The following is a 7,572-nucleotide window of genomic DNA, read 5'->3' as shown; positions in this document are numbered from 1 at the left end:
GGCCGACATGGTGGTGACCACCTGGCCGACCACCTCGCCGCCCTGCGAAGCGACACCGTGCGCGCCGATGGCGAGCTGGTTGGCCTGGCGGGCGTGCTCGGCGTTCTGGCGCACGGTGGAGGTCAGTTCCTCCATCGAGGCGGCGGTCTCTTCCAGGTTGGCGGCCTGCTGCTCGGTACGGCGCGACAGGTCGCTGTTGCCGGACGCGATCTCGCCAGCGGCGAGGGTGATGCTGGAGGCACTGGCCTGGATCTGGCCAACGATCTGGGTCAGCTGCGTAACGGTGGTGTTGGCGTCGTCGCGCATGCGTGCGAACACGCCCTGATAGTCGCCGTGCATGCGTGCGGTCAGGTCGCCTTCGGCGATGGCCGACAGCAACTGCGAGAGCTTGCCGAGGTTGTCATCGCTGACCGCCATCATTGCGTTGAGGTTTTCCAGCATCAGGCGGAAATCGTGATCGAAGCGCTGCGCATCACCGCGCTGGCTGAAGTCGCCGGCGGCGGCGGCACTGGCCAGCTGCTTGATCTCGGCATTGATGCGGCCGAGGTTGGCCTTGACGGTGTCGACGGTGGTGGTCATCGCCGCCTTTTCGCCGGGGTAGCGGGCGATGTCGCGGCTCAGGTCGCCGACTGCGTACTGTTGTACCACGTCCAGCACGTCATGCAGGGTCTGCACATGGCTGCCGACCAGGGTGTTGGTCTCCTGCACCATCAGCCCGTACTCGCCGGGGAAGACACTGGCGTCGATGCGATAGCTCAGTTCGCCGGCATCATGACGGCGGGCCATTTCGCGCTGGCCGCCGATGACCGCATGCAGCTGCTGCTGCATGCCGGACATGGCCTCCAGCAGGCGACCGGGTTCGTCATGCGGCTGCGGGCCGATATGGCTGTCCAGCTTGCCATTGGCGATGCCTTCGGCGACGGCGGTAGCCTGCTTCAGCGGGCGCGCGATACGGTTGCCGATGACCCAGCTCAGGGCCAGCACGATCAGCACCAGCACACCACCGGAGATCGCCATGATGGCGGTGAACACCAGCGCCTGCCGCTGCACGTCGTCCATGTAGACGCCGCTGCTGACCACCCAGTTCCACGGCGCGAACAGGCCGGCGTAGGCGACCTTCTCGACCTCGCCCTTGCTGCCCGGCTTGGCCCATCGATAGTTGACGAAGCCACCGCCGGCCTTGGCCGCTTCGACCTGGTCGTAATAGATGCGCACGCCGTCGTCGGTGCGGAAGTCCTTCATGTCCTTGCCGACCAGGTCCTTGCGGAACGGGTGCATCAGCAGGCGGTAGCCGGTGTCGTAGATGTTGAAGTAGTACGTATCGTTTTCGGCACGCATCACTTCCAGGGCCTGCAACGCGGCGCTCTTCGCGGCGTCCTCGCTGAGTTCGCCGGTGCCGGCCAGACGGTGGTAGTGCTGGAGGATGCCGTAGCTGAGTTCGACCTGGGTCTTCAGCGCGGTCTTGCGGGTCTCGGTGAGGTCCAGGTACTGCATGCGGGCGGCGATCACCGAGAGCGCGATCACGCCGAGCGCGATGAGCAGCGTCAGCAGGTTGAGCTTGCGCCGGACGGAGAGATTGCTGAAGTAGTGTTGCCAGCGATGCAGGAGATTCATCGAGCAGGACCAGGTCGAAACGGGCGGGCGGCGCCGAGCCGGTCAGCGGCGGGATACGCCGTGACAACCCCGTTATCGGCCGCTGGGGCGGGGGATTGAGGTGAGGTGTTCGAACGTATTCAGGTTTTCTTGCAGCGGCGGCTGCGGCGCTGCCTGCGGCAGGCTGGTTTTGAAGCAACAGCAACAGCAACGGCGCTTGGTCGGTGGTCAGGGGTTGCGAGAAGGGCCGGGCCAGGATGGGTTGGCGGGGGACGCCGTAAACCCGTCCTTGGGGGCTTGGCCGCGGCATCCATGCCGCGGACACCCCCGCCAACCCACCCTTGCCCGGCCCATTCGATATCCCGGTGTCGGACGGCAAGAGCATTGGGTTTCCAAGTGGAAAGAGGGGTCAGATCCGTTTTCCTGCGGAAAACGGATCTGACCCCGGAAGCAATACGGCTGTTGCTCTTGCTCTTCTTTCTTCAATCCGGGGTGGACGCGCACGGAAATTTTCCGTGGCCGGGAGGGTGGGCTGCGCAGGGGCGTGAGCCGCATGGATGCGGCGACCGAGCTTACATGGACGTACTTGCAGCGGCCCCTGCGCAGCCCACCCTCGCGGCCAACCCTCAGTAACCCAGCGCTTCGACCGACCATCCCGAGGGGCTTCGCCGTTGGCTGGATATCCAGATACCCCGTAAACAAAAACGCCCCAGCGCAGGGCCAGGGCGTTCTCGTGCGTCAGGTCAGGCAGGCCTCAGAACTCCTGCCAGTCTCCGTCGGCCAGTTCGGTGGCCATCGGGCGACCACCCGCCGTGCGGCGGGCCGGCGGGGCAGCCGGGGACGGGGCAGCCGGTGCAGCGGCGCGCGGCGCCGGGGCGGTGACGCGCGGGGCGGCGACGACCTCGGCTTCGTCCACCACGAAGATCGACACCGCTTCGCTGAGCTGACCAGCCTGTTCTTCCATCGCACGCGCGGCAGCAGTGGCTTCTTCCACCAGCGCGGCATTCTGCTGGGTGGTTTCGTCCATCTGCACCACGGTCTGGTTGACCTGCTCGATGCCGGCGCTCTGTTCCTGCGAAGCGGCGGAGATCTCGGCCATGATGTCGGTCACGCGCTGCACCGAGGCGACGATCTCGCCCATGGTCGCGCCGGCCTTGTGCACCAGCGCCGAGCCGTCGTTGACCTTGCCGACCGAATCGTCGATCAGGCCCTTGATCTCCTTGGCGGCAGCGGCCGAACGCTGGGCGAGGGTACGCACTTCGCTGGCGACCACGGCGAAACCACGGCCCTGTTCACCGGCACGCGCGGCTTCCACTGCGGCGTTCAGCGCCAGGATGTTGGTCTGGAAAGCGATGCCGTCGATGACGCTGATGATCTCGGCGATCTTCTTCGACGAGGCTTCGATGGCGGACATGGTGGTGACCACCTGGCCGACCACCTCGCCGCCCTGCGAAGCGACGCCGTGCGCGCCGATGGCGAGCTGGTTGGCCTGGCGGGCGTGCTCGGCGTTCTGGCGCACGGTGGAGGTCAGTTCCTCCATCGAAGCAGCGGTTTCTTCCAGGTTGGCGGCCTGCTGCTCGGTACGGCGCGACAGGTCACTGTTGCCCGAGGCGATCTCGCCGGCGGCCGAGCTGATCGCGCGGCTGGACTGCTTGATGCGGGTGACGATTTCACTCAGCTGCGCGGCGGTGGCGTTGGCGTCGTCGCGCATGCGGGCGAACACGCCCTGGTAGTCGCCGTGCATGCGCACGGTCAGGTCACCCTGCGACAGCGCGGCAAGCAGGCCGGAGATCTGTTCGATGCTGCCGGCATTGGCGTCCAGCAGGCCGTTGATCTGCTGGGCCAGCTGCAGGAAGAAGCCTTCCTTGTCGCTGGCGTCGATGCGGCCGGACAGGTCGCCGGCGGCGGCCTGGGCGATCACGCGCGCCACTTCGGCTTCGACCAGTGCTTCCTGGGTGCGGTCGCGCCATTCCACCACGTAGCCGACGGTGTCGCCGCCTTCGTTGCGGATGGTCGACACCACCTGCGCGAACTGGGCATCGCCGTACTGCATCGGGCGACGGGCGACGCCGTGGGCCTTCAGGTTGCCCAACAGCGTCTGGTCCATCTCGCCGCGGTGTTCCAGCACGGTGACCGGCTTGCCGATCAACGAGGCCTGGGCGTCGAAGTCCGGCAGGTCGCGGCGTACTTCATCCTGGTACTGGCTGAGGGTCTGCTGCAGGGCGCGGTTGCTGTAGACGATGGTGTTGCTGGTATCGGTCAGGTAGACACCGGTCGAGCTGTAGTCCAGCGCGGTGCGGATGCGCAGGTTCTCGCGGGCAACGGCCTGGTCGGTTTCGATGCGTTCGCGCAGGTCGCGCTGCATGCGCTGCATGGCCTGCATCAGCTCGCCCACTTCGTCCTGGCGGCTGACGTCGATGTGGCCATCAAGCTTGCCGCCGGCCACGTCGTTGGCAACCGACACGGCGCCACGCACGCTGCCGACCAGGGCGCGCGCGAACAGCCAGACCAGCACCAGGCCGAGCGCGGCGCCGCCCAGCAGGGCGATCACGGTCAGCACGGCGGAGGCGGAATAGGTGGACGCGGCCTCTTCGCGCGAGGCGCGGGCGAGGCGGTTGTCTTCGGCGATCAGCGCTTCCAGCGCGGATGCAGCCTTGCGGTGCTTGGTGCGGGTCTCGCCCACGAAGGTATCGATGGCATCGTCCGGCAGGTCCAGCTCGAGCATCTCGGTGACGCTGTCGTAGGAGGCCAGGGCGTCCTTCCATTCCTTGGCGAAGGTATCGAACAGCTTCTTCTGCTGCGCGTTGTCGACAAGCTTCGGGTATTCCTTGATCGACGTGTCCATGCTGGTGCGCAGGTCGACGGCCTGCTTGCGCGCGTCGGACTTGACGTCATCGCTGGCGCGGATCAGCTGCTGGTAGGCGGCATTGCGGTACTCGCCCAGCATGCCGCGCATCTCGCCGGCCATGCGGATGCTTTCCATGCGCGAACCGGCCAACTCGGTGGTGACGTTGTTCAGCGAATGCAGTCCGCGATAGGCGACGATGCCCTGCAGCAGCATCACCAGCAGGAGGACGCCGAAGGTCAACAGCAGCTTCGGCATCAGTTTCAGGTTGTTGATCCACGGCATGGGCGTTGCGATCTCCTAAGGCAGACGCGTCCGGGCGTCGGGCCCGGTTGCAGCAGAAACCACGCCGGCACAAGCTCCGGCGTGGTTCGACGGACAGCGGATTACTTGATGTTGGCCAGCTTCAGGCCGGCCGGCGAGCTGACTTCGATTTCCGCGCGCGAGGCGTCGCGCTGGATCTTGCCGATCACGCACACGGTCTTGCCTTCCAGGGTCTCCAGCGGGAAGGAGAACTTGCCGCGGTTCTCGCCGGCGATGCGGGCCGAGAAGGTGTGGCGCGGGAAGGCACCGCCCATGTACAGGAAGGTCGGCTGGCCTTCGGAACCTTCTGCGTAGCGGGCCTTTTCGACCTTGCCACAGACCATGCCGTCCTTGCCGACCGAACGCGGGGCCAGTTCCGGCGGGATCATGTCGGCCGCCTGGGCGAACGCGGAGGAAGCGGTGGTGGCCAGGACAGCGGCCGAAACGAACGCAAGCAGGGACTTCATCGAGGTGTATCTCCGGGGATGGTGATGGTCGTTCCGGTTCCGCGCGCTCCTGCGCGACCGGCTTCTGTCCCCCTATCGGCACTGCTGGGGGGAACTGAAGGGTTTTGTGACCAGAACGTGAAGCAGGTCCGATGGATCAGGCGGCAGCGTCTTCGGCGAGGGAGGCCTGGCCCATGTCGGCGCTGTCGAGCAGGGTCTCGATGTCCAGCAGGATCAGCATGCGGTCGTCGTGGGTGCCGATGCCGGAGATGAAGCGGGTGTCGACTGCAGCGCCGAACTCCGGGGTCGGGCGGATCTGCTCGGCCGACAGCGGGATCACGTCCGACACGCTGTCGACCACGATGCCGACCACGCGGTCTTCGACGTTGAGCACGATCATCACGGTGAAGGCGTCGTAGCGGGCGTTGTCCAGGCGCAGCTTCAAGCGCAGGTCGATGACCGGCACGATGGTGCCGCGCAGGTTGATCACACCCTTGATGTAATCCGGGGCGTCCGGCACGCGGGTGACCGCATCGTAGCCACGGATCTCCTGCACCTTGAGGATGTCCACGCCGTAGTGCTCGGCGCCGAGGGTGAAGCTGAGGAATTCGCCACCGGCGCTGGCGGCGGAGCTGGTCTTGTCGTTCATCGAGGGGTCCTGGTTCTGCCGGAAGTCCCGGTGTCAGGCTCGATATCGGCCCCGCGTGGGGGGACTTTAGGTGCCGGGGGAGAGGCATCCACGCATGGCGTGGATCTACCGCGGCGCGGCCGGCACGCGCATATGGCGTGGATCCGCCGAAGATCGGTAGTGCCGGCCGCTGGCCGGCGACGGCATCATGCGGGTTGCCGGCCGCCGGCCGGCACGAACGGTCGAAGGCGCCTCAGAGCTCGCCGTTGCGGCGCGCCTTGCGCTGGCGGTCGATGCGGAAGATGTAGCGCTGGATGGCGCTGTCGCCGCCGCGCGGCAGGCTGTCAAAGCGCATTCCCACGCGCTTGACCTCGATGCCATTGGGCTGTCGCTGTGGCAGCAGGTTGCAGACCACCAGTTCGATGTCCAGGTCGGGGCCATCGGGCAGCGACAGCTGCGCCGGGTAGCGCTTCTGCAGGCCGAATACGGCGCAGTCGTTGGGAACCACTACGGCCAGGCCGCCACCGCTGATGTCCACCACCCGCATCGACAGCGCTTCGGCACGTGCTTCGCCGGGTGGCAGCAGCAGATGCGGCGAGTCGGTGACCGGGGTCTCCAGCCGGTACAGCTCACGGCGCTGCAGATGCACCAGTTCGTCCGGCAACGGGGCGCGGAAGGCGACGTGGCCATCGTTGTCCACGCGCTGCAGTTCGTGCAGGCGGAACCGCACAAGGACACGTTCAAGCTGGGCGAAGCAGAGCAGGTGGTCGGCCTGCTCGGCGGCACGGTTCGATGCCTCCTGCGGGCTGCCGTCGAGCAGCAGGTAGTCTTCGTCCTCGTCGAGATCAAGCAGGGCGGTCGGGAAGGAACGATCCCGGCCGTCGATATGCGCGTTGATCAGTGATCGCTGGTCGATCAGCGAGCGCAGCAGCTGCCGCAGCTGGCGGGGGTTGCGGACCAGGAAGCGTTCGTCCGCGGCGTCGGCCGCGTGGACATCATGCAGTTCAGTGTCGTGGCCGTCGGACATGGAGTCTGTGATCAGGGGCGGGCGCCAGCACGCGTTGGTGCAGGCTCGATGGGGATATCGGCCTCTTCATTGGATTATGAAGTGAGATTTGCATCACTTTCCATGCATAAGGGGTCAGATCCCTTTCCTCTGGGAAAGGGATCTGACCCCGTGGCCCGCCGCGCTGGTGCATCCACCCCATGGGCGGATGCTTTCTGCGTGGGGTCAGAACTCCTGCCAATCACCCTCGGCAGCCAGCGCCGGCTGGGCGGCCGACGCCCGCAGCGGCCGTGTCGGTGCTGCCTTGGTGACGGGCAGGGCGGCCGCGACCTGACGTGGCTGCGGTGCATTGGCCAACCGTGCCGGCGCAGCGGCGACGCCCTGCGATGCCAGCCGGAAGCGCGCCACGGCTTCGCCCAGCTGCACGGCCTGGTCTTCCATGGCGCGCGCCGCAGCAGTCGCTTCCTCCACCAGCGCGGCATTCTGCTGCGTGGTTTCGTCCATCTGCACCACGGTCTGGTTGACCTGCTCGATGCCGGCCGACTGTTCCTGCGAAGCGGCGGAGATCTCGGCCATGATGTCGGTCACGCGCTGCACCGAGGCGACGATCTCGCCCATGGTGCTGCCGGCCTGGTGCACCAGGCTGGAGCCTTCGGCGACCTTGCCGACCGAATCATCGATCAGGCCCTTGATCTCCTTGGCCGCCGCAGCCGAACGCTGGGCGAGGGTACGCACTTCGCTGGCGACCACG

The 7,572-nt window shown here is 66.6% G+C and carries 6 protein-coding genes; all 6 read right to left on the bottom strand.

Annotated features, from left to right (window positions below):
• Window positions 1-1,614: cache domain-containing protein (locus AC5P78_RS21060; RefSeq protein ID WP_495217354.1), on the bottom strand; the 1,614-nt coding region annotated here is incomplete at its 3' end.
• 733 nt (window positions 1,615-2,347) lie between these two features.
• On the bottom strand, window positions 2,348-4,723 hold the full coding sequence (locus tag AC5P78_RS21055; protein ID WP_024957771.1) for a methyl-accepting chemotaxis protein: 2,376 nt from the start codon (window positions 4,721-4,723) through the stop codon (window positions 2,348-2,350).
• A 101-nt stretch (window positions 4,724-4,824) separates the two neighbouring features.
• Window positions 4,825-5,208 (bottom strand): hypothetical protein, encoded by a 384-nt coding sequence (locus AC5P78_RS21050; RefSeq protein ID WP_005409515.1) that lies wholly within the window; start codon window positions 5,206-5,208, stop codon window positions 4,825-4,827.
• A gap of 136 nt (window positions 5,209-5,344) precedes the next feature.
• Entirely contained in the window at window positions 5,345-5,836 is a 492-nt protein-coding gene (locus AC5P78_RS21045) for a chemotaxis protein CheW (RefSeq protein WP_005409516.1), read from the bottom strand.
• 232 nt (window positions 5,837-6,068) lie between these two features.
• On the bottom strand, window positions 6,069-6,842 hold the full coding sequence (locus AC5P78_RS21040) for a flagellar brake protein (protein WP_005413239.1): 774 nt from the start codon (window positions 6,840-6,842) through the stop codon (window positions 6,069-6,071).
• A 204-nt stretch (window positions 6,843-7,046) separates the two neighbouring features.
• Window positions 7,047-7,572, bottom strand: a 526-nt coding sequence (locus tag AC5P78_RS21035; RefSeq protein ID WP_495204740.1) for a methyl-accepting chemotaxis protein, incomplete at its 5' end; no start/stop codon positions are given.

This window comes from Stenotrophomonas sp. YJH_SMC_133 (genome assembly GCF_059370655.1).
Note: the sequence above shows the minus strand (reverse complement) of the source record. Positions and strands in the feature narration are given on the sequence as shown.